19 protein-coding genes are annotated in these 20,886 nt (G+C 64.4%); 17 read left to right on the top strand and 2 right to left on the bottom strand.

Annotated elements, in window-relative coordinates; translation table 11 throughout:
* Positions 1–63: 63 nt before the first annotated feature.
* Entirely contained in the window at positions 64–1,080 is a 1,017-nt protein-coding gene (locus F3J44_RS18765; protein ID WP_167055979.1) for a 4-hydroxyproline epimerase, read from the top strand.
* A gap of 154 nt (positions 1,081–1,234) precedes the next feature.
* Complete coding sequence (locus F3J44_RS18760) at positions 1,235–1,966, top strand: GntR family transcriptional regulator (protein ID WP_167055976.1); 732 nt, start codon at positions 1,235–1,237, stop codon at positions 1,964–1,966.
* Positions 1,967–2,467: 501 nt separating this feature from the next.
* On the opposite strand, the gene F3J44_RS18755 is transcribed toward F3J44_RS18760, so the two are convergent.
* Positions 2,468–2,665: a 2-hydroxymuconate tautomerase gene (locus F3J44_RS18755; protein WP_167274936.1), complete on the bottom strand. Its 198-nt coding sequence runs from the start codon at positions 2,663–2,665 to the stop codon at positions 2,468–2,470.
* A 360-nt stretch (positions 2,666–3,025) separates the two neighbouring features.
* Here F3J44_RS18755 and F3J44_RS18750 point away from each other — a divergent pair, with 360 nt between their 5' ends.
* From F3J44_RS18750 to F3J44_RS18680, 15 genes are all read left to right on the top strand, one after another.
* Complete coding sequence (locus F3J44_RS18750) at positions 3,026–5,107, top strand: hydantoinase/oxoprolinase family protein (protein WP_167274934.1); 2,082 nt, start codon at positions 3,026–3,028, stop codon at positions 5,105–5,107.
* Between the two features lie 16 nt (positions 5,108–5,123).
* Entirely contained in the window at positions 5,124–6,830 is a 1,707-nt protein-coding gene (locus F3J44_RS18745) for a hydantoinase B/oxoprolinase family protein (RefSeq protein WP_167055967.1), read from the top strand.
* 78 nt (positions 6,831–6,908) lie between these two features.
* On the top strand, positions 6,909–7,397 hold the full coding sequence (locus F3J44_RS18740; protein ID WP_167055963.1) for a RidA family protein: 489 nt from the start codon (positions 6,909–6,911) through the stop codon (positions 7,395–7,397).
* A gap of 63 nt (positions 7,398–7,460) precedes the next feature.
* Positions 7,461–8,294 carry an ABC transporter substrate-binding protein gene (locus tag F3J44_RS18735; RefSeq protein ID WP_167274931.1) on the top strand — a complete coding sequence of 278 codons (834 nt, stop codon included), beginning with the start codon at positions 7,461–7,463 and terminating at the stop codon, positions 8,292–8,294.
* Between the two features lie 211 nt (positions 8,295–8,505).
* A complete protein-coding gene (locus F3J44_RS18730) occupies positions 8,506–9,204 on the top strand; it encodes an amino acid ABC transporter ATP-binding protein (RefSeq protein WP_205299995.1) in 699 nt (232 codons plus the stop codon).
* Positions 9,205–9,212: 8 nt separating this feature from the next.
* Positions 9,213–9,884, top strand: coding sequence for an amino acid ABC transporter permease (locus F3J44_RS18725; RefSeq protein WP_167055952.1), 672 nt, complete (start codon positions 9,213–9,215; stop codon positions 9,882–9,884).
* A gap of 13 nt (positions 9,885–9,897) precedes the next feature.
* The gene (locus tag F3J44_RS18720; RefSeq protein WP_167055949.1) at positions 9,898–10,563 is read left to right on the top strand and encodes an amino acid ABC transporter permease; all 666 of its coding nucleotides are present in this window, start codon (positions 9,898–9,900) and stop codon (positions 10,561–10,563) included.
* A 44-nt stretch (positions 10,564–10,607) separates the two neighbouring features.
* On the top strand, positions 10,608–11,954 hold the full coding sequence (locus tag F3J44_RS18715) for an FAD-binding oxidoreductase (protein ID WP_240158423.1): 1,347 nt from the start codon (positions 10,608–10,610) through the stop codon (positions 11,952–11,954).
* Positions 11,955–11,960: 6 nt separating this feature from the next.
* A complete protein-coding gene (locus F3J44_RS18710) occupies positions 11,961–12,992 on the top strand; it encodes a proline racemase family protein (protein ID WP_167274926.1) in 1,032 nt (343 codons plus the stop codon).
* Positions 12,993–13,065: 73 nt separating this feature from the next.
* The gene (locus tag F3J44_RS18705) at positions 13,066–13,941 is read left to right on the top strand and encodes a shikimate dehydrogenase (RefSeq protein WP_167274923.1); all 876 of its coding nucleotides are present in this window, start codon (positions 13,066–13,068) and stop codon (positions 13,939–13,941) included.
* A 211-nt stretch (positions 13,942–14,152) separates the two neighbouring features.
* Positions 14,153–15,559: a glycerate kinase gene (locus F3J44_RS18700; RefSeq protein WP_167274921.1), complete on the top strand. Its 1,407-nt coding sequence runs from the start codon at positions 14,153–14,155 to the stop codon at positions 15,557–15,559.
* A 1-nt stretch (position 15,560) separates the two neighbouring features.
* On the top strand, positions 15,561–16,835 hold the full coding sequence (locus F3J44_RS18695) for an enolase C-terminal domain-like protein (protein ID WP_167274918.1): 1,275 nt from the start codon (positions 15,561–15,563) through the stop codon (positions 16,833–16,835).
* A gap of 35 nt (positions 16,836–16,870) precedes the next feature.
* Positions 16,871–17,992: a tyramine oxidase subunit B gene (locus F3J44_RS18690; protein WP_167055932.1), complete on the top strand. Its 1,122-nt coding sequence runs from the start codon at positions 16,871–16,873 to the stop codon at positions 17,990–17,992.
* Positions 17,993–18,054: 62 nt separating this feature from the next.
* Positions 18,055–18,900 carry a sugar phosphate isomerase/epimerase gene (locus F3J44_RS18685; RefSeq protein WP_167055929.1) on the top strand — a complete coding sequence of 282 codons (846 nt, stop codon included), beginning with the start codon at positions 18,055–18,057 and terminating at the stop codon, positions 18,898–18,900.
* Positions 18,901–18,930: 30 nt separating this feature from the next.
* Positions 18,931–20,277, top strand: coding sequence for an aromatic acid/H+ symport family MFS transporter (locus F3J44_RS18680; RefSeq protein ID WP_167274916.1), 1,347 nt, complete (start codon positions 18,931–18,933; stop codon positions 20,275–20,277).
* On the opposite strand, the gene F3J44_RS18675 is transcribed toward F3J44_RS18680, so the two are convergent.
* Positions 20,269–20,607: a winged helix-turn-helix domain-containing protein gene (locus F3J44_RS18675; protein WP_167055923.1), complete on the bottom strand. Its 339-nt coding sequence runs from the start codon at positions 20,605–20,607 to the stop codon at positions 20,269–20,271. The two genes, F3J44_RS18680 and F3J44_RS18675, sit on opposite strands and share 9 nt — an antisense overlap.
* Positions 20,608–20,886: the final 279 nt, after the last annotated feature.

The following is a 20,886-nucleotide window of genomic DNA, read 5'->3' as shown; positions in this document are numbered from 1 at the left end:
ACGGCGCCTGCGCCATTGCGCCAGGCGCCGTCATTTCACCTTTCGCACTGACCGAGGACCCCCATGGCTCGTTCCGTCTATAAATGCATCGAAGGCCACACCGGCGGCATGCCGGTTCGCATGGTGATCAGCGGCGCACCGGCGCTTGAAGGCGCCGACATGAATGCCCGGCGGCTGCACTTCGTCGAGCACCATGACTGGCTGCGCAGCGCCTTGATGCTCGAACCCAAAGGCCACCCGAACATGTCGGGTACGCTGTTCTACCCGCCGCTGTCGGCCAACGCCGATTTCAGCCTGCTGTTCATCGAAACCTCCGGCTGCCTGCCGATGTGTGGCCATGCCACCGTGGGTTCGGTTACCTTTGCCATCGAGGCGGGGCTGGTCGAGCCCAAAACCCCCGGGGTGGTGGTGATCGACGTGCCTGCCGGGCAAGTGACCGCCCGCTACAGCTTCGATGGCGAGCGGGTGACCGGCGTGCGTTTCACCAATGTCGCCTCGTTCCTGTTGCACAAAGACCTGAAGGTGAGCATTCCGGCCCTGGGCGAACTCACCGTGGACGTGGCCTACGGCGGCAATTTCTACCCGATTGTCGAGGTTCAGCCGAACTTCCCCGGCGCCGAGTGCTACAGCCCGGAGCAGTTGCTGCAGATGGGGCGGCAGTTGCGTGACCAGGTCAATCAGGCCGTGGAGGTGGTGCATCCCGACTTCCCGCTGATCCGTGGCGTGAAGCACTGCATGTGGACCGGTGCCGCGCAGGCCGAAGGGTCCGATGGGCGAGGCGTGGTCATTGCTGGCGACCACATCATCGACCGTTCGCCCTGTGGCACGGGCACCTCGGCCAGGGTGGCGCAGCGCCATGCCCGTGGCCTGCTTGAAGTGGGGCAGCCGTACCGGCACGAGAGCATCATCGGCAGCACTTTCATTGGCCGTGTCGAAGCCGAGACAGCGCTGGCGTCGGGGTTGCAGGCGGTGTTCCCGAGTATCGAGGGGCGTGCCTGGATCACTGGCCGCAGCGAGCACTACGTGGACGAGTCAGACCCTTATGCCACCGGCTTCAGCCTGGAAGACTTCCGGCCTTAGCGGCAGGTATGGAGTTGCCGGGAGAGGGGTTGTAACCTGAATGGCAGCCTTCGGTAGCCCAGTGTCGGCACTTTGTCGACACCTGGGTGCTGAGGTATAGTGCGTCTTTGCAGTCAGGCCTACTCGCGTTGCCTGCCCCCTAGGAACCCGGAACATGGCCAAAGTTACAGAACCTCAAGCTCAGAAAGCAACCGGTGCTTCGCGCGTCTATGCCGTGCTGCGCGATGAAATTCTCACCATGAAACTGGCGCCGGGCACGGCGCTGGATGAAATCGGGCTGTCCGAGCGCTTCGACCTGTCGCGCTCGCCGATTCGCGAGGCCCTGGTGCGTTTGTCGGGCGATGGCTTGGTGTCGATCCTGCCCAACCGCAGCACCATCGTTTCGCAGATGGATTTTCGCCGTATCCCTGAATTTCTCGATGCCCTCGACCTGTTGCAGCGGGTGACCACCCGCTTGGCGGCCTTGCACCGCTCGGCGCTGGAGCTGGCCGACATGCGCACGGCACAGAAGGCGTACGAGAAAGCGATTGCCAGCTGCGTGAAGAATGGCACCAGCCAGGCGATGATCGAGAAGAATTACGAGTTCCACATGGCCATCGCCAAAGGCGGGCACAATGTGTATTTCGCCGACCTGTACCGGCGTTTGCTGGAGGAGGGCAGGCGCATGCTGCATTTGCACTTCGAGTTCCAGACCTTGGATGAACACATGACCGCCGAGGAAATCGGCCGCGACCATGCGCAGATCGTCGACGCCATTGCGGCGAAGGATGCCGATCTTGCCGAGGAGTTGGCCCACCAGCATGCCGCCCAGTTCAAGGGCCGGTTCATGCAGTTCCTCGACCGCAACATCACGGCGAGCATGAGCCTGAACTACCCGCAGGCCTGAAGCAGGCACCGCGGTCCGCCCCTGGTGGTAGGAGCGAGCGCAGCTCGCGATGGGCTGCAAAGCAGCCCCAGCGTGATGAGCTGCGAAGCTGAAGACCTGGGGCCGCTGCGCGCCCCATCGCGAGCTGCGCTCGCTCCTACCGGGGGCGGCGCAGGCCTGGAGATGGGCGCTGGATCGGCAGGCCAGGGTTGCGGTGTAGGTCAATCGGTGGTGTTCGCGTATCGCATTTTGGGCACCCACGCATTGCTGCGCGGTGGCAGGCAATGTTCCCTGTGCGACAGCGCAGCCCGCGAACACCGGCGTAGCCGGTGCAATCCGCCGCGTCGCCTGCTTCGCGGGCCGCTCCCACAGGACCCGGTAGGAGCGAGCGCAGCTCGCGATGGGCTGCAAAGCAGCCCCAGCGTTATTTGCTGCGAAGCTGAAGACCTGGGGCCGCTGCGCGCGCCATCGCGAGCTGCGCTCGCTCCTACCGGGGCGGCGCTGGCCTGGAGATGGGGGCCATCAGGTGGCCTGCTTCACCACCGAATTCATCACCCCACCCACCGCCCAATCCGAACGGGCATATTCGCTGATGATCACCTGAATGTGCTCCTCTGGGCACCGGGCGATTCTCGACGTCTCCCGCGTCAGCACCTCGGCCAGCTCGTTCTTCTGCTCCTGCGACCTACCGGCCAGCAATTCGACTCTCACTATCGGCATCTGAAAACCCTCATTCCAATCGGTTATGCAGCTGTTTTTTGCGTTTTTTAAGTCGACCAAATGTCGACATCAATGCTGTTCCTGATCACTTTCCCTGTCAATAACCCATCCCGTCGACGTGTCGTTTTTGAATTTTTCAGTTTTTTAAAACGTTAAAAATCAATTGGATAACAAAAATCTCATACGAATCTGCGACAAGCACGGTTGACACATGTCGGCATTAGGTCGACAAAATAGATCCAGGCGAAACGGCACATGGCAGGCACGAACGGCCCGCACTTTCGGACTCAGCCGAACCCACTGCCTGTCGAGATTTCGCGATACGACATACCGCGCACTCACTGAACGGATGGACTGCATATGGCAAGCGCACGCATTGGCGTTGATATTGGTGGCACGTTCACCGACCTGGTTCTGCTCGATGACCAAGGCCAGGTCACTTTCACGAAGGTATCGTCCACCCCGGCGGCGCCCGAGGAGGCCGTGCTCACCGGTGTTGCACGCATCCTGGAGCAAGCGGGGCTGGCCACCAGCGACGTGACCGAGGTGTTGCACGGCACCACCGTGGGGTCCAACACCATGCTGCAGAAAGTCGGCGCCAAGTGTGGCCTGCTCACCACCAAGGGCTTTCGCGATGTGCTGGAAATCGGCCGGGTGCGCACACCCACCATGTTCGACCTGTCCTGGGACAAGCCCGTGCCCCTGGTAGAGCGCCGCTACCGCTACGAGATCGATGAGCGCGTACTGGCCAGCGGCGAAGTGCTGCGGCCCACCCCGGTTGACCAAGTGCTCGAAGCCGGGCGCTTCTTCCAGAAAGAAGGGGTCGAGTCAGTCGCCATCTGCTTCATCAACGCCTACAAGAACAAGGCCAACGAAGCCGCCGCGCTGGAAGCCTTCCAGCAGCACTTCCCGGATATCAGCGTGACCGCCTCGATTTCCGTACTGCCGGAAATGCGCGAGTACGAGCGCACCTCCACCACCGTGGTCAACGCCTACGTGCTGCCGGCCCTGCGCACCTACCTGCAACGCCTGGAGTCGGGCCTCAAGCGCATTGGCGTGAAAGCACCGCTGCTGGTCAGCAACTCCAACGGCGGCCTGTCCAGCGCCAGCATCGCCCAGGACACCCCGGTGTTCTTCATCTCCTCAGGCCGCTCGGCCGGTGTGGTGGGCGCCGGCCGCCTGGGCCAGGCGCGCAACGACAAGGACCTGGTGGTGTTCGACATGGGCGGCACCACCGCCTCGGCCTCGCTGATCCACAACGGCGAGCTGGCCCGCACCAACGAGTATGAGTTCCGCGCCGGTATCTCCACGCCAAGCCGCTTCATCAAGGCCGGTGGCTACATGATGCGGGTGCCCACCATCGACGTGGCCGAAGTCGGCAGCGGCGCAGGCTCCATTGCCTGGCTCGATGCCGGTGGCCTGCTCAATGTCGGCCCGGTGTCCGCCGGTGCCTTCCCGGGGCCTGTGTGCTACGGCATCGGTGGCGAGAAACCGACGGTAACCGATGCCAACGCCATCCTCGGCTTCCTGCCCCAGAGCCTGGCCAGCGGCACCATGCAGCTGAACATCGGCGCGGCGCGCGACGCCGTCGAAACCCTGTTGGCAGGCCCCCTGGGCATCAGCGTGGAAGAGGCCGCGGTGGGAATCCGCGAGGTGGTCAACGTCAACATGGCGCGCACCATCAAGGCGGTTACCGTCGAGCGCGGCGTCGACCCACGTGACTTCACCCTCACCGCCTTCGGTGGTTCCGGCCCGGTGCATGCCTGCGACCTGGCCCGCGCCCTGGACATGGAGCGCGTGGTGTTCCCGGCAGCCCCCGGGGTGTTCACCGCCATGGGCATGCTCGCCGGTGCAGTGGAGCGCTACTTCGTGCACCCCTCGCTGCAGCAACTGGACGCCCTCGACCTGGCGGGCCTTGACCAGCAGATCGCCAAGATGCGCACCCAGGCCCAACAGGCGCTGGCCGCCGAAGGCTACAGCGCCGACCGCATCGAGTACGTCTTCGACCTGGACATGCGCTTCCGTGGCCAGGACTACGAATTGCCGGTGCGCGTGCCGGCCAAGCTGGACGAGTCAGCCCGCGCCCAACTGCGCAGCGACTTCCTGGCAGCCTACACCGCCATGTACGGCTATGCCTCCAAGGACGCCATCGAGTGCGCCAACCTGCGCCTGCTGGCCCGCGGCGTTGCCACCAAGACCCTGGACTTCAACGACCTGCGCACCCGCAAGGGCCAGGAGCAGGCCGCCGAACGCAGCAGCCGCAAGGTGTACTTCGACCGCCAGAGCGGCTGGGTCGACACGCCCATCCTGCCGCGTGCGGCGCTGACCGGCGAAGTGGTGGGCCCGGTGATTCTGGAAAGCACCGACACCACCATCGTCATTCCACCTCGCTGGCGCGCCACCGTCGATTCGATCGGCAGCGTAATCGCCACCCTTGCCTGATATTTGCGGAGCAGCCATGACCCAACGTAACGTTGACCCCATTACCTTCGCCGTCGTCAAGAACGCGCTGGACACCATTGTCGATGACATGGCCTTCGCGGTAATGCGCACTGCGCGCTCGCCCATCATCCGCGACGTGCTCGACTATTCGGTAACCATGTGCGACGCCGCCGGGCGCATCCTGGCCCAGGCCAAGACCGTGGCCCTGCACCTGGGCGCGGTGCCCGATGCAATCGATGTGATCATCGCCAAGTACGCCAACAATGTTGCGCCGGGCGATGTGATCATCCTCAACGACCCCTATGAAGGCGGCATGCACCTGCCGGACATCTTCATGTTCAAGCCGATCTTCTTCAAGGAACGGCTGCAGGGGTTCTCGGTGGTGATCGCCCACCACTGCGACGTCGGTGGCCGGGTGCCAGGCTCGAACGCCGCGGACTCCACGGAGATCTTCCAGGAAGGCCTGCGCATTCCACCGACCAAGCTCTACACCCAAGGTGTGGAAAACGAGACGCTGTTCGAAATCATCAAGAAGAACGTGCGCCTGCCGGACTTGGTGCTGGGTGACCTCGGTGCCCAGCTGGCCACCTGCAACATCGGCGAGCGTGAGCTGGTGCGCCTGTTCGACCGCTACGGCGAGCAGGGCCTGCGCGATTACTTCGATGAACTGCTCGACTACGGCGAGCGCCTGACCCGCAAGGCCATCGAGGCCTGGCCGGACGGCACCTACGAATTCCTCGACCACATCGACAACGACGGCTTCTGCGAAACGCCGATTCCGATCAAGTGCGCCGTTACCGTCAAGGGCGACCGCCTGTCGGTGGACTTCGCCGGTTCCTCGCCGCAAGTGCGTGGCGCGATCAACTCGACGCTGTCGTTCGTCAAGTCGGCCACCTACCTGAGCATCCGCTGCGCGCTGGACGCCGATGTGCCGAACAACGCCGGGGTTTACCGCTGCATCGACATCACCGCGCCGCAAGGCTCGATTCTCAACCCGAACATGCCGGCGCCGGTGGCGGCACGTGCCCTGACCGGCTACCGGGTGGTGGACTGCGTGCTCGGCGCCGTGGCGCAGATCGCGCCGAAGAAAGTGATGGCGGCAGGTGAGGGCGGCAATACCGTGATTGCCCTGAGCGGTTACGTCGAGCAGTCGACCGAACCCTACATCCTGGTCGACATGATCAACGGCGCCTGGGGCGGCCGGCACAACAAGGATGGCATCGAAGGGGTCACCAACCCCTCGCAGAACATGTCGAACATGCCCATCGAAACCCTTGAGGCCCGCTACCCGATCGTCATGGAGGCCTATGGCTTTGCCACCGATTCCGGCGGTGCCGGCGAGTACCGCGGTGGCCTGGGCCTGGTGCGCGAGTACCGCATCCTGTCCGAGGAGGTCGTTGCGCAGATCCGCTCCGACCGCGCCGTGCACGCACCCTACGGGTTGTTCGGCGGCAAGCCTGGCGCCTGTTCGGCCAACTACCTGCGGGTCAACAACGAACTGCAGCCACTGCCGAGCAAGTTCACCATGAACCTGGGCCGCGACGCGATCATCCGCCATGAGCAGGCCGGTGGCGGCGGCTATGGCGACCCGCTCAAGCGCAGCTTCGAGCTGATCGAGCAAGACCTTGCCAACGGCAAGATCACCCAGGCCTATGCCGAGCGCTTCCACGGGGTGGTGTTCAGCGGCGGCAAGCTCGACCGGGCGCACTCCCAGGCGCGTTGAGCGCCCGTTGAGTGGGGCGCGGCAGGCAGTTGCCGCGCCCATTGAAAGCACACACGAACGCCAAGCAAAGGTGGGCATATGGCTCAAACACTGAAACAACGGCTGGCTGCACTGGGGCATGAGTACCCCGATGCGCCCAAACCCGGCGCCAACTTCGCCGCCACGCGCCAGGTGGGCAACCTGCTGTACGTCTCGGGGCAGGTGCCGGTGGCCGGCGGGGTCGACCGCTTCGTTGGGCAACTGGGCGGTGAATTGTCCCTGGAGCAGGGCCAGGCAGCGGCGCAACTGTGCGCCTTGAACATCCTGGTACAGGTGGACCGGTTCGTCGCCGGGGATTTTGCCAAGGTGGCCGGTTGCGTGCGCCTGGGCGGTTTCGTCAACGCGGTACCGGGGTTCGCTGACCATCCCAAGGTACTCAACGGCGCGTCCGACCTGATTATCGGCGTGCTCGGCGACAGTGGCCGGCATGCCCGTGCGGCCGTGGGCTGCAGCTCGCTGCCGCGCAATGTGGCGGTGGAAGTGGAGGCGATTTTCGAACTGGCCAGCACTGCCGGGCACGCGCAGTAACCGCTCGCCCCGCTGCTGCAGCGGGGCATTGAAAAAACAAGAACAACACGAGAGGTTCGAACCATGATTCAGGTCATTCAACCGTGGCGCCAGGCGCTGGCAACCGTTGCCGTGCTCGGCGCCCTGGTACTGGGCGCACCCGCCCAGGCCGCGCAGGACGGCACCTGGGCCGAGGTACGCCAGGCCGGTGTGTTGCGCTGCGGCGCGGCGGTTTCGCCGCCCTATGTCATGCGTGACCCGAAAAGCGGCGAATACAGCGGCGTGTTCCCCACGCTGTGCCGCCAGTTCGGCGAAGAGGTGCTGAAAGTCAAGGTCGAGTTCGTCGACAGCAACTGGGACAGCATCGTCGCCGGGCTGCAGTCACAGAAATGGGATGTGTCGGTGTCGCTCAACGACACCCCGCAGCGGCGCCAGGCCATCGCCTTCACCGAGCCTGCCGTGGATTACAGCATCAACTTCACCTACAACCAGAACAACCCGAAACTGCCCCGGCAGATCAACAGCCTGGCCGACATCGACAAGCCTGCGCTGAACATCGTGGTGATGTCTGGCACGGCCGCCGACAAAGCCATTTCCGCTGAGTTCAAGCAGGCCAGGATCATGCGCCTGCCAGGCTTCGATGAAACCCGCCTGGCCCTGATGTCCAAGCGCGCCGACCTGCTGGCCGACGACAACATGACCAACCAGCTGCTCACCGCCGCCCATGGCGACTGGGCCACCACCTTCACCCCAATGCCCATGCTGGGCAAGCAGGGCATCGCCTTTGGCCTGCGCAAGGAAACCCCGGCGGCGGACATCGATGAGTTCAATGCCTTCATCGCCCGCAAGAAAGCCGACGGGGCCATCGATGGCCTGGTGCAGGCCAGTATCAAGGCATCGCTGGCGCAAGCGCGATGACGGCGGGGTGGGCGCCTGCGCGCGGCCACCGGTGAATTGGTCAGTTCCATCAGGCGCGCTGCGCTGCGAGGAAAATCCCATGTTCTCAACGGAAATCAAAGCTGTGGCTCCCTCATCCCTTTCCGCTCAGGGTGTTACCCCGTTGACGGCGGCTGGCGACTTCGTCCAGTTCCGCGACGTGTATAAATCGTACGGTGAAAGCCTGGTGGTCATGGACGGCCTGAACCTGGACATGCGCGCCGACGACCGCCTGGTGATCATCGGCCCCAGCGGCAGCGGCAAGAGTACCTTGCTGCGGGTGATGATGGGCCTGGATGACATCCAGCGCGGGCAGATCAGCTTCCAGGGCCAGCCCTACATCAATGGCGCCGGCAAGGGCCGCGCGCGCATCGACGCCGGCCTGCAGAAGCAGATCGGCATGGTGTTCCAGCACTACACCCTGTTCCCCCACCTGTCGGTGCTCAGCAACCTGATTCTGGCACCGGTGAAAATTGCTGGGTTGTCCAAGGCCGAGGCCACCGAGCGCGCACGCAAGTACCTGGCGCGCCTGGGCCTGGAGAGCAAGCTCAACGCCTATCCCAGCCAGCTGTCCGGTGGCCAGAAGCAGCGCGTGGCGATCGCCCGGGCGCTGATGCTCGAACCCAAGCTGATGCTGTTCGATGAAGTGACCTCGGCGCTGGACCCGGAAATGGTCATCGAGGTGCAGAACGTGATGCTGCAGCTGGCCGAGCAGAAGATGGCCATGATCATCGTCACCCACGACATGCATTTCGCCCGCGACATCGCCACCCGGGTGGTGTTCTGCGCCAACGGCAAGGTGGTCGAACAGGGCCCGCCCGCGCAGATGTTCACCGCCCCCAAGCAGCCGCGGACCCGGGAATTCCTGGAGAAAGTCCTTCACCTGGAGTGAGACAGGCCATGCATTACCAATTTGATTTCGCGTTTTTGCAGCACAGTGTCGGGGTGCTGTTCGAAGGCCTCAAGGTGACCCTCCAGCTGGCGCTGGCGGCTAACCTGATGGGCCTGGTGCTGGGCTTTCTGCTGTGCCTGCTGGTGATGAGCCGCTGGGCCATCCTGCGCTGGCCGGCGCAGCTGTTCATCGAGTTCTTTCGCTGCACCCCGGCGTTGCTGCAGATCGTCTGGTTCTTCTACTGCATCCCGATGATGGTCGATGTGTTCGTCGACCCCATGCTGATGGGCATTCTGGCCCTGGGCCTGAACCTCACGGCGTTCAATGCCGAGGCCTACCGGGCCGGGGTGCAGGCGGTGCCACGCGAGCACCTGGATGCCTGCACGGCGCTGGGCCTCAAGCCGTTTCACCGGACCTTCTACGTGGTGCTGCCACAGGCCCTGCGTTCGGCCTTGCCAGTGCTGCTGACCAACGGCATCGGCTCGCTGCAGCAGAGCGCGCTGGTGGCCATCGTCGCCATCTCCGACCTGATGTACGTGGCCAAGGGCCTGGCCACCGATGCCTACCGCCCGCTGGAAACCTACTCGGTGGTGGCGCTGGTGTACTTCGCCCTGTCGCTGCCGATTTCCAAACTGGCCCACCTGATCGAGCGTCGCCAGGACGCTGCGATGCAACGCTAGGGGAGGGGAGAGCATGGACCTGAATTTTTCCGCGGTGCTGCCGTTCTGGAGCGTGCTGCTCGAAGGCCTCGGCCTGACGGTGGCCTTCACCTTCGGCTGTGCGCTGCTGGGCAGCCTGCTGGGCTTCATCCTCAGCCTGCTGAAACGCTCGCCCTCGCGCTGGGTGGCTTGGCCGGTGACCCTGTTCGTCGAGTTCTTCCGTGGCACGCCGCTGCTGATCCAGCTGTTCTGGATCTTCTTCTGCCTGCCGGTGGTGTTCCGCCTGGCGATTCCGGCCTACGCCTCGGTGGCCATCGCCCTGACCTTGTTCATGGCGGCGATCACCTGCGAAACGTTCCGTGGCGCCCTGAAGTCGATCGCCAGCGAGCAGCACGACGCCTGCGTGGCGCTGGGCCTGAACCGTTCGGTGAAGACGCTGTACGTGATCTTCCCGCAGACGCTGCTGCGTGCGGTGCCGCCGCTGCTGTCGAACGTGGTCAGCCTGTTCAAGGAGAGTGCGTTGATCTCTTCGGTGGGCGTGGCCGACCTGATGTTCGTAGGCCAAAACATCTCCAACAGCACGGCGCGGCCGATCGAATTCCTCACGGTCACCGGGCTGATCTACTTTGCCATCGCTTTCCCGCTGACGCGCCTGGTTGGGTTGGTTGAACAGCGCATGTTGCGCCGTTACGCCTACTGACCATGTCGCTGACCGACCTCTTTCGCTGCATGGGAGTGCTTGAGTTGAACACTGGATTACCTTCGCAAGATGCGGCGCAGGCCGCCCCGAACAAAGGCGCTGCCGTGGTGGTGGGGGGCGGCATCGTGGGTATCTGCTGCGCGCTGTCGCTGCAACGCGACGGCCATCACGTTACCTTGGTGGACCCCGCCGCACCCGGCGACAGCACCGCCAAATGGAGCTGCGGGCAGATCTCGCTGGGCGAGATCATTCCGCTGTCCAAGCCGGGCATCCTCAAGAAAATCCCGGGCTGGCTGCTCGACCAGACCGGCCCCCTGGCCCTGCGCCCGGCTGCGCTGCCGGGGCTGTTGCCCTGGTTCCTGCGCTTTGTGGGCAATGCCCGGCATGAGCGCATCGTGCAGATCGCCACGGCCATGGCGTCGCTGACCCACCACGTGCTGGGCGACTACGCCCGCCTGCTTGAAGGCCTGGAAGACAAGGGCCTGCTGATCCAGCGCCCGGTGCTGCAGGTGTTCGACAGCCCGGCAGGCGTGGAGCGCGAGCGCGGCCACAATGACATTCGCCGCTCGCTGGGCTTCAACAGCCAGGTGCTGAACGCGGCCGAGATCGCCGACCTGGAACCGGTGCTGGCGGGCAAGTTCGCCCACGGCATCCTGTTGCCGCAGTGGCGTTTCGTCAGCGATACCGAAGGCTTCATGGTGGCGCTGACTGAGCGATTCATCGCCCAGGGCGGGCGCCGGGTGCGGGGCAAGGTGGCGCGCCTGGACGAGGCGGGCGGGCGTGCCAGCGGGGTGACCCTGGAAAGCGGCGAACGCATCGCTGCCGAGCACCTGGTGCTGGCGGCAGGCGCTGGCGCCAGGGCGTTCTTCGGCCAGTTGGGGGTAAATGTGCCGCTGCAGCCGGTGGCTGGCTACCAGGCGCTGGTGCGCGATGCCGGGGTCAGCTTCAACCATTCGGTGATCTACGGCGACGGCGGCTTCTGCTTCACGCCCATGGCCCGTGGCCTGCAGATTGGCGGCACCATCGAGTTCGCCGGCAACAGCCTGCGGCCGAACTTCAAGCGCGCGCAGATCATCCTCGACAAGGCCCGGCGCCTGCTGCCGCAGCTGCACACCGACAACGTCGAGTTCGGCGTGGGCTACCGGCCGCTGTTGCCCGATACCAAGCCCATCATCGACCGCTGCCGGCGCCTGCCGAACGTGTTCATGGCCGTTGGCCACGGCCAGTTGGGGCTGACCTTGGGCGCCACCACCGGCCGCCTGATTGGCGACCTGGTGGCCGGCCGCACGCCAGGGCTGGACCTGGCGCCGTTCAGCGCCTACCGCTTTGGCGGGGACCCCGCCCAGGGCAACCCGGACTACAAACGTTTCAGCGAAAACCTTCAGAGGTAGAACAGCATGCGTTGGAAAAAATCGCTTCAAGTTGTCGGGGTGCACTGTGAAGGTGAAATCGGCAAGGTCATCACCGGCGGGGTGGTGAACATCCCCGGTAAAACCATGCTCGACAAGATGAACTACATCAACGAGGTCGACGACAGCCTGCGCAAGCTGGTGGTGCTGGAGCCCCGTGGCTGCCTGCAGATGTCGGTGAACCTGCTGCTGCCCCCCACCCACCCGGACGCCCATGCCGGCTTCATCGTGCTGCAGGCCGACAAGGCCCACCCGATGTCGGGCAGCAATTCCATTTGCGTGGTGACCACCCTGCTGGAGATGGGCATGGTGCCGATGCAGGAACCGGAAACCACCGTGGTGCTCGATACCCCGGCGGGCCTGGTGACGGCGCGGGCGGCCTGCAAGGATGGCCGCTGCCTGAGTGTGTCGCTGGACATGGTGCCGGCCTTCGTCGAGCAACTGGACGTTGAGGTGGAAACGGCCGAGCACGGCGTGATCCGGGCCGACCTGGCCTTTGGCGGCGTGTACTACGCGCTGGTGGATGTGGAGCAGACCGGCCTTACCATCGAGCCACGCCATGCCCGGCAACTGGCCGACCTGGGGGTGGCCCTGCGTGAGCAGATCAACAGCCAGTTCCGTGTGCAGCACCCGTTGTACCCGCAGATCGACCAGGTGGCCTACGTGATGTTCCGCAGCCGCGTCAGCGACACCGACTACCAGACCTGCACCACCTTGCCTCCAGGCCGGGTCGACCGCTCGCCCTGTGGCACCGGCAGCTCGGCCAACCTGGCCACCCTGGCGGCCCGTGGCCTGGCCGAAACCGGCAGCCAGCTGACCTCGCATTCGATCATCGGCAGCGAGTTCAAGGTGCAGATGCGCGGCACCAGCGAAGTGGCCGGCCGGCCGGCCGTGCTGCCGCGCGTGCAAGGGCGCGCCTGGATCTACAGCATCGAGCAGCATGGCGTCGACCCGGACGACCCACTGGCGGGCGGCTTCATGCTCAGTGACACCTGGGGCGAAGGCTTCCCCGGCGCGTGACCCGAACCGCGCCCCCCACGCCTAGGCCTGGGGTGGCGCCAGCGTCTTCATCAGCATTTTCAAGGAGTCTTCAATGACCACTGGGAACACTCGCGTCTTTTTCATGGTGGCAGACCCGATCGAACAGGTGCGCACACCGGAAATCTTCAACAAGGTGCTGCCGCTGTGTGGCATCGATGCGGTCATGGTGCCGTTGCAGGTGGCCCCGGAGCACCTGGTCGATACCGTGCGGGCGCTGTTCCGCTCCAAGACCACTGCCGGCATGGTGCTGTCGATTCCGCACAAGACCGACGCCGCCGGCCTGGTGGACACGCGCAGCAAGATCGCCAGCACCGCCAATGCGGTGAATGCCATTCGCCGCAACGCCGACGGCAGCCTTGAAGGGGCACTGTTCGATGGCCTGGGCTTCGTCAAGTCGCTGGACCGCTACGCCATGCCCTACGAGGGCAAGCGCGTGCTGATCATCGGCGCCGGTGGGGCAGGTTCGGCCATCGCCACCTCCCTGGCCGCCGGCGGCCCGGCGCAGATTGCGGTGTTCGACCCCGACACCGCCAAGGCCCGCCAGGTGACCGACGCGATCCGCGAACACTTCGGCATTGCCGCGCTGGCGGCCACCAGCAACGACCCGACCGGGTTCGACCTGGTGATCAATGCATCGCCCCTGGGGCTGAAGGCGGGCGACCCGCTGCCCTTGCCGGTCGCGGCCCTGCAGCCTGGCACGCAGGTGTGCGACATCCTCATGAAGAACCAACCCACGCCATTGTTGCAGGCGGCCATCAAGCAAGGCCTGCAAGTGCAGCCAGGGTTTGACATGTTGATTCTGCAAACACCGTTGTTCTTCGAATTCTTTGGCCTTGAACAAGTTGCCAATTACTTGCGCACCGATGATTCGGCCGTGCGCGAAATGTTGTTCCCCAAAGAATTGTACCGGCTGGTAGAGCCAGCCTGAGTGCGCGCCGGCCATTGCTGATGGCCCGTAGCAGGTAGCTGAAGCCCGTTCGGGCAAAGGCCCTTGGCGTGATTTGAATGTGTTTTTGCACGTGCCGGTTTCAAGGCACGGCGGCCCCGTGCGCGTGCGAAACGGCTCCGGGCAGGGTTCAGGCAACAACCCGTTAGTGCTGGGTTGACCGGTGTTCGACTTACTTGATGCAGGAATTGAAATGAACAAAATCCGTAATTTCAGGGATTTGCTTGAAGTTGGCGATATTCCCTCGCGCCAGGTCGTGCTTGCAGTGGCCGACCAGACACTGACCCGCCTGGACGGCTATGAGCGCATTCGCAGTATCATGCGCCTGGAGGGGAATGTGCTGCATGTGGGGGCGAAAAGCTGGGACCTTTCGCGCAAGCGCAATGTGTACCTGTTCGGTGCCGGCAAAGCCTGCAACCACATGGCCATGGCCGTGGACCATGTGCTGGGCGAGCGCCTGACCCGCGGCATTGCCATCGTCAAGATTCACGAGGCCAGCGACCGTTTCCACAAGACAGAGGTGTATGTAGGCGGCCATCCGCTGCCCAACGAGGAAGGCTACCGCGCCTCCCAGGAAATCATCCGCATCATCGAGCAGGCGAACCAGGATGACCTGTTCATCGCGGTGATCAGTGGCGGCAGCTCGGCGCTGATGTCGTGCCCGCGCGAGGGCATCAGCCTGCAGGACGAAATCGACGCCACCGACGTGATGCTCAAGTCCGGGGCCGGCATCTACGAGATCAACGCGGTGCGCCGGCATATCTCCGCGCTCAATGGCGGCATGCTGGCCAAGCGCATCGAGGCTATCGGCGCCGAACTGATCGGCATCGGCATCAGCGACGCCGTTGGCACGCCCGCCACCGGCGATATCGGCCAGCCCTACCCGGCCTACAAAAGCACGCCCATCGGGCCGGACGCCACCACCCTGGACGATGCCCGGGCGACGATCGTCAACTTCAACTTGGCCGACAAGCTGCCGCGCAGCATCGTTCATTACCTGAACACGGTGGGGCCGGAAGGGGAGACGCCCAAGGCATTCCCAGGCAACACCTACTACCTGCTCAACACCCTGCCGGACTCGTGCATCTATGCCAAGCAAGCGTGCGAGGCGATGGGCATTCCGGCCCTGATCGTGTCGTCCTTCCTGGAAGGTGAAAGCCGCGATGCCGGCACCTTCATGGCCGCGATGGCGCGGGAAATCCAGGCCTACGGCAACCCCATCAAGCCGCCTTGCGTGCTGCTCAGTTCCGGTGAGGTGACCACGCAGATTCTCGACAATGCCCTTATCAAGGGGCACGGCGGTCCGGGCCAGGAAATGGCCGTGGGTTTCGCCATTGCCGCCGCCAAGGCGCCGGGCGCCTGCCTGCTGTCCATCGACAGCGAAGGTACCGACGGCACCACCCGGGTGGCCGGGGGGATCACCGATTCGCAGAGCCTTGCGGCGGCGACGGCCCAGGGCATCAACCTGTACCAGGCCCTGCGCGAGCACAGCACCTATGAAGCGCTCGAAGCCATCAATGGCGCGATTTTCACCGGGAACACCGGCACCAACCTGTGCGACCTCAACATCGTCTACGTGCCTGCCCTGGGGGGTAAATAAGATGGCTGACAAGATCGTATCGGTGCTGGCCCAGCAGATCATCGACTGCAAGTGCCGGCCAGCCGTGGAAGTGGAAATCCGTACCGAAAGTGGCGCCGTGGGCCGGGGGGCTGCGCCTACCGGAACCTCCGTGGGCATGCACGAGGCCTTCGTGCTGCGCGATGGCGACTTCTCGTCCTATGGCGGCCTGACCGTGCACAAGGCCGTGGAGGCCGTGACCCGGGTGATCGCCCCGGCCATCATCGGCCTGGACGTCAACGACCAGCGCACCATCGACCAGGTGATGATCAACCTGGACGGTACTGCCGACAAGCACGTGCTCGGTGGCAATGCCATCTATTCCACCTCGATCGCCGCGTTCCGCGCCGCCGCCGATGCCAAGCGCATTCCGCTTTACAACCATATCGCCGGTGGCGCCATCGGCACCGTGCCGGTGCCTTGTTTCAACGTGGTGAACGGCGGCAAGTACAGCGGCTTTACCCAGGCGTTCAACGAGTTCCTGATCGTCCCCTACAAAACCACCCGCATCGACCATGCGGTGGAGATGGCCGTGGCGGTGTTCCAGGCGCTGAACGACGTGCTCACCGAGTACCTGGGGCACAAGCCGGCGGTGGCTAGCTCGTACGGCTACGCCGCGCCCTCGGACGACCCGGAAGTGGTGCTGCGCCTGATGCGCCAGGCCATTGAACGTACCCCGTACCAGGGCGCGATCGCCTTTGCGCTCGATTGCGCATCGAGCGAGTTCTACGACAAGCAAAACGGCACCTACCTGCTCAAAGGGCAGCGGGTGACGGCCGCCGAGCTGATCGACTACACCCGCCAGCTGACCGAGCAGTTCGACTTCGTGTTCATCGAAGATTTGCTGGATGAAAACGACTGGGACGGCTACCAGCGTGCCAAGCGCGAACTGGGGCGTACCTTGATTCTGGGGGACGACCTCACGGTCACCAACCTGGGCTTCCTGCAGAAGGCCTACGACCTGCAGGCCGTGGACGGCTTCATCCTCAAACCCAACCAGGTCGGCACCATCAGCGAGGCGCTGGATGCTTACCGCTTCGCCGCCCAGCACGGCATGATCGCGGTGCCGTCGGGGCGTTCCGGGGGCGTGGTCGACGACGTGGTGATGGACCTGTCCGTCGGCCTGCAGGTGCCGTTTCAGAAGAACGGCGCGCCGCGCTCTGGCGAGCGTATTGAAAAACTCAACTTCCTGATGCGTGCCAGCGCCCGCAACGCAGGCTGCCGCCTGTTCGACATCCAGCCGCTGCTGCGTTTCTGACCCGAACGTTCCTCCCTACCTAGCGAGAAGACATCATGTACCCGAAGATCGATTTCACCTACCTGTCCGAAGCCGACATGATCGCTGCCGGCGTACTGGATGCCGAGCGTTGCGTGGCTGTGTGCGAAGAGACGTTCAGCCTGCTCGGCAAGGGCGATTACCTGATGGGCGGCGCCAACCACAACAGCCATGGCCTGAACATCGTGTTCCCCAAGGAAAGCCGCTTCCCCAACATGCCGGTGGCAGGGCCGGACCGGCGCTTTGCGGCCATGCCGGGTTACCTCGGCGGGCGCTTCGATGTGTGCGGCAACAAGTGGTACGGCTCCAACCACGCGAACATGGAAAAGGGCCTGCCGCGCTCGGTGCTGACCATGATGCTCAACGACAAGGACACCGGCGCCCCGCTGGCGCTGATGTCGGCCAACCTGCTCAGCGCCGCACGCACCGGCGCCGTGCCGGGCGTCGGCGCCAGGCACCTGGCCAACCCCGACAGCAAGCGCCTGTCGGTGGTTGGTTGTGGCCCGATCAACAAGGCCTGCTTCTCGGCGATCATCACCCAGACCAAGGCCGTGGAGGAGGTGGTGTGCTTCGACCTGTTCCTGGAAAAGGCCAATGAGTTCGCTGCTTGGGTCACGGAAACCCATGGGATCAAAGCCCGTGGCACCGACGACACCGAAGCGGGCTTTCGTGATGCCGACGTGATTACCGTGGCGGCCTCGCGGCTCAAGCCGCTGTACTTCAAGGACGAGTGGATCAAGGCCGGCGCCACCGTGCTGGTGTCTGGGCCAGTGAACACCGATGAGTCGTTCCTCACCAGCGCACGCATCGTCTACGACCACACCCAGCTGCACGAGGCCTATGTGGAAGACGCGGTGGCTTCGGGCAACAAGGACGGCTACTACGGCGGTGTGATCGGCGGCCCCCTGTACCGCCTGATCGACGCCGGCAAACTGCCCGCGCTGACCGAGTCCACCGGCCTTGGCGATATCGTCAACGGCCACAAGGCCGGCCGCACCCAGGCGTCGGACCGGGTGATGTTCATTGCCTGTGGCATGGCGGTGTTCGACATCAGCTGGGGCTACGAGGTGCTGCAGAGCGCCCAGGGCAAGGGCATCGGCGCGCGCCTGAACCTGTGGGACGTGCCGCACCAGGGCTAACCCGCGCCTGGCGCGGCGGTTGCCGCGCCGGGGCTCCCAACACCAAAACAAGGAAGCCTTGCATGAACCAGCAGCTCGATCTCTCGCGTTTTGCCATCAACCAGATCACCACGCCGTCCTGGTCGATGCCCCAGGCCATCGAGGGCTATGCCCGTGAAGGGGTCAGCGGTATCGCCGTTTGGCGGCACTTCCTGGACGACTACGGTGTGGCGCCAACAGCCCGCCACTTGAAAGATGCAGGCATGTGGGTGGCCTCGCTGTGCACCAGCGCCTGGTTCAACGACGCCGCCTCGGCAGGCGGCATCGGCAAAGGCATCGCGGCCAACCGCGCCATCCTCGACCAGGCCGCGCAGATCGGCGCGCCGTGTGTGGTCATGGTGGTGGGCGCCATGCCCGACGGCGAGAAGGACATCGCCGGGCACCGCGCGCGCATCCGCGATGCCTTGGGCGAACTGGCCCCCTATGCACGCTCGGTTGGCGTGAAGCTGGGCCTGGAGCCGCTGCACCCGATGTATGCCGGAAGCCGCAGCGTGTTGAACCGCATGCAGGACGCCAACGACCTGTGCGACTGGCTGGGGGACGCAGCCAGTATCGTGGCCGATGCCTACCACTGCTGGTGGGACCCTGATTTCGAGGCCGAACTGCGCCGCACCGGCAAGCAACGCCTGAGCACCTTCCACCTGTGCGACTGGCTGGCAGACACCCGCAACCTGAAGGACCGCGGCATGGTCGGGGACGGGGTGATCGATTTCGCCCGGCTGCGCAGCGTACTGGATGAAATCGGCTACGACGGCCCGTTCGAGCTCGAACTGTTCTCGGAGCTGGACTGGTGGCGCCGGGCGCCGGAAGAAACCGTGCGCATCGGCGTGCAGCGCTGCGCGCCCTTCGTTGGCCCGCGCGTTCGCTAGCCCACCCACTGCGCTGCCGAGGAATACCGCATGAGCCCGTCTAATGTAGTGGATGTGCATACGTTTCTGGATGCCCGGCCCATTGGCCGGCAGCAGTGGTTGGTGATTGGGCTGGGGCTTCTGATCCTGGTGCTCGATGGCTTCGACACGATGATGATGGGCTTTATCGCGCCGGCCCTGGTCCAGGATTGGGGGTTGCAACGGCACGTGCTTGGGCCGCTGATGATGAGCGGCCTGGTGGGGCTGTCGTTGGGCTCGCTGTTTGCCGGCCCCTTGGCCGACCGATTCGGCCGGCGTGTGGTGATCATTGCCTCGGTCGCGTTCTTTGGCTTCTGGTCGCTGGCCTGCGCACTGGCCCAGGACCTGACGATGCTCACCGTGGCGCGCTTGCTGACCGGGGTAGGGCTGGGGGCGACCATGCCCAACATCACCACCTTGCTCGCCGAGTGCGCGCCACTGCGCAGGCGCTCGACGCTGGTCACCTCGACCTGGTGCGGGTTCGCATTCGGGGGCGCCATGGGGGGCGTGTTGAGCGAGTACCTGATCGAAGACTACGGCTGGCAGGCGGTGTTCGTTGCCGGTGGGTTGATGCCGTTGGTGCTCGCGCTGGTGCTGGCGATGCTGCTGCCCGAGTCGCTGCGCTACATGATTCAGGCCAAGCAGCCACAGGCGCGGATCGTCGCGGCCATCAACGCCCTGGCACCGGGCGCTGCCAACCTGCACACCCGTGTGGTCAGCAGCGAGCACAGCGGCCTGGTGGCGGCGCGCCAAGGGGTCGGTAGCCTGGTGCGGGGGCCTTATCGGCTGGGCACGTTGATGATTTGGGTTGCCATGTTCGCAGGTTTTCTCAACCTCTACCTGCTCAGCAACTGGCTGCCGATCACCGCGCAATCTGCCGGCATGAGCTTGTCCCAGGCGGCGATCATCGGGGCAGTGCTGCAGCTGGGTGGGGCGGTGGGCGACTTCAGCGTCGGGCTGAAGATGGACCGCTGGGAGCAGAACAACGTGGTCAGCCTGATGTTCGCGGGCAGCGCGTTGGTGTCGGTGTTGATTGCCTTGTGGGCCGATGGTGCGCTGGCGCTGTACGTGCTGGTGTTCTGCCTGGGGTACTGCATGATGTCGGCGAATGCCGGGTGTTTCGCCCTGGCGGCCAATTTCTACCCAACGGCCATCCGTGCCACCGGGGTGAGTTGGGTGTTTGGCATCGGCCGCACCGGGGCGATTCTGGGGGCGGGCGCGGGGGCTGTGATGATGGGCTGGAACTGGTCGATCACACAGATCTTCCTGTTCCTTTGCGTGCCTGCGCTGGGGGCGATGATTGCCATTCAGTGCAAGCGGTTGGTGGCGTCGAGGGCGCTGGGTGCAGTGTCAGGGTAGCGCGCAATTGAACACCGCGCCTGTGGCCCTTTGCAGGCTGATGCCCTTGCCGCGGTAGGTTCTGATTTCGAACGCCGATTCCAGGGTGGCCAGGACGCCGCGCAGGTAGTGGACCTGCACCTCGATGATTTTCGTGCCAGGATCGAAGTCGTAACCCCAGATGCGTTTGTACAGGGTCTTGCGGCTCACCACCTCGCCTGCGTTTTCCAGCAGCAGGTGAAGCAGGCGGCATGGCGTTGCCTTGAGCGTGTGGCTGATGCCGTTACAGATGATCTGGCAGGCACATACATTCAACGACAACACCTGGCCGCAGGCTGACCTGATTGCCACGGTTTGCGCTTTGCTGAAGGGGACGCCGCTCACTGGAAACTGCACGCTTTACTGTATCAAGATGCAGGATGCTATATTGTGTGCAGCAATGAATGCAACGGACTGTTTGGTTAGTGTTGTTCACCCAACCGCCGCGCCTGCGCCGCATCGCGAGCTGCGCTCGCTCCTACCAGGGCTGCGCAATCCTCCTGTAGGAGCGGGCTTGCCCCGCGAACACCGGCGCAGCCGGTGCCATGCACCGCGTCGCCTGCTTCGCGGGTCAAGCCCGCTCCTACAGAA

It is taken from the genome of Pantoea sp. Tr-811 (assembly GCF_011752535.1).
Lineage (GTDB): Bacteria > Pseudomonadota > Gammaproteobacteria > Pseudomonadales > Pseudomonadaceae > Aquipseudomonas.
This window is presented reverse-complemented; position numbering and strand designations above follow the sequence as displayed.

Coding starts and splice junctions, on each gene's coding strand:
- F3J44_RS18695 (WP_167274918.1), top strand. CDS start 15,561: ATGGCTGACAAGATCGTATCGGTGCTGGCCCAGCAGATCATCGACTGC.
- F3J44_RS18720 (WP_167055949.1), top strand. CDS start 9,898: ATGGACCTGAATTTTTCCGCGGTGCTGCCGTTCTGGAGCGTGCTGCTC.
- F3J44_RS18690 (WP_167055932.1), top strand. CDS start 16,871: ATGTACCCGAAGATCGATTTCACCTACCTGTCCGAAGCCGACATGATC.
- F3J44_RS18750 (WP_167274934.1), top strand. CDS start 3,026: ATGGCAAGCGCACGCATTGGCGTTGATATTGGTGGCACGTTCACCGAC.
- F3J44_RS18705 (WP_167274923.1), top strand. CDS start 13,066: ATGACCACTGGGAACACTCGCGTCTTTTTCATGGTGGCAGACCCGATC.
- F3J44_RS18755 (WP_167274936.1), bottom strand. CDS start 2,665: ATGCCGATAGTGAGAGTCGAATTGCTGGCCGGTAGGTCGCAGGAGCAG.
- F3J44_RS18680 (WP_167274916.1), top strand. CDS start 18,931: ATGAGCCCGTCTAATGTAGTGGATGTGCATACGTTTCTGGATGCCCGG.
- F3J44_RS18700 (WP_167274921.1), top strand. CDS start 14,153: ATGAACAAAATCCGTAATTTCAGGGATTTGCTTGAAGTTGGCGATATT.
- F3J44_RS18740 (WP_167055963.1), top strand. CDS start 6,909: ATGGCTCAAACACTGAAACAACGGCTGGCTGCACTGGGGCATGAGTAC.
- F3J44_RS18725 (WP_167055952.1), top strand. CDS start 9,213: ATGCATTACCAATTTGATTTCGCGTTTTTGCAGCACAGTGTCGGGGTG.
- F3J44_RS18765 (WP_167055979.1), top strand. CDS start 64: ATGGCTCGTTCCGTCTATAAATGCATCGAAGGCCACACCGGCGGCATG.
- F3J44_RS18745 (WP_167055967.1), top strand. CDS start 5,124: ATGACCCAACGTAACGTTGACCCCATTACCTTCGCCGTCGTCAAGAAC.
- F3J44_RS18735 (WP_167274931.1), top strand. CDS start 7,461: ATGATTCAGGTCATTCAACCGTGGCGCCAGGCGCTGGCAACCGTTGCC.
- F3J44_RS18760 (WP_167055976.1), top strand. CDS start 1,235: ATGGCCAAAGTTACAGAACCTCAAGCTCAGAAAGCAACCGGTGCTTCG.
- F3J44_RS18710 (WP_167274926.1), top strand. CDS start 11,961: ATGCGTTGGAAAAAATCGCTTCAAGTTGTCGGGGTGCACTGTGAAGGT.
- F3J44_RS18685 (WP_167055929.1), top strand. CDS start 18,055: ATGAACCAGCAGCTCGATCTCTCGCGTTTTGCCATCAACCAGATCACC.
- F3J44_RS18730 (WP_205299995.1), top strand. CDS start 8,506: ATGGACGGCCTGAACCTGGACATGCGCGCCGACGACCGCCTGGTGATC.